The organism is Allobosea sp. P1_A7, from assembly GCF_056406775.1.
This window is the reverse complement of the sequence record NZ_JBFTZN010000614.1, coordinates 1-893: the sequence shown is the minus strand read 5'-3', so window position 1 is coordinate 893 and position 893 is coordinate 1. Positions and strand designations below refer to the sequence as shown.

Annotated in this window: 1 protein-coding gene; it reads right to left on the bottom strand. The window is 66.2% G+C overall.

Annotation, left to right across the window (positions count from 1 at the left end; all coding sequences use genetic code 11):
- Positions 1 to 150: 150 nt before the first annotated feature.
- The coding region (locus AC1D34_RS38010) for a GntR family transcriptional regulator (RefSeq protein WP_476827081.1) at positions 151 to 893 on the bottom strand (743 nt) is incomplete at its 5' end.

The following is an 893-nucleotide window of genomic DNA, read 5'->3' as shown; positions in this document are numbered from 1 at the left end:
TCGCTTCGGAAGCCGGCCACGTTGGTGCTCAATCCCCTTCATGGAGCATCCAAAGGGAATAACCGCCCGAGACCGACCATGCGGCAAGGCCTGAGATGGCTACCGTGACGGACCGGACATGCGTCGGGCTAGCCACCTGGAGCCCAACACTCACCCCGCAAACACCGACCTCTCCGCAAATCCCGTATGCCGCCTCATCATCCGGCCCACGACCCGGTCGCGAGAGGTCCGGATGTGGCGCGCCACCGCTTCGCGGGCCGCGGCTGCGTCCCGGCGGGCCAGCGCCTCGATGATCTCGTCATGGTCGTGGCGGACCTCTTCGCCGTCTTCGGCCGCGCCGAGATCGGCGAAGAGCAGGCGCTGCATCTCGTCCATGGTCTGGGCGATGCCGCGCAGGAGCCGGGCATTGTCCGCGATGGTGGCGATCGCCTCGTGAAAATCCTGGTTGGCGCGCATGAAGGCGCGGTAGCTCGCCTGGTCGCCGATGCGCAGCTCGACGGAAGATAGCCGGCGCATCATCGCGACATGGCTGTCGGTGATGCGCGGGGCGGCGAGTTCGGCTGCGGCGCATTCGAGGATCAGGCGCATCTGGATCAGCTCGTGGAAATCGCGGAGCGAAAGCTCGGTGACGCTGTAGCCCCGGCGCGGAATGACGCGGACCAGCCCATCCTGCCGCAGGCGCGACAGGGCTTCGCGCAAGGGCGAGGTGCTGACCTTGAAGCGTGCGACGAGATCCGATTCGTTGAAGACCGCACCTTGCGCGATCTCCCCAAAAATGATCGCGGCGCGGAGCTCCTGATAGACGCGCTCGGCCAGCGAGAGCTTGGCATCCTGTCCTGCTTCGGCCTTGGCCGGCATTGTTCTTAGCCCTTCGTGAAAAGGGTCGCGGGCCC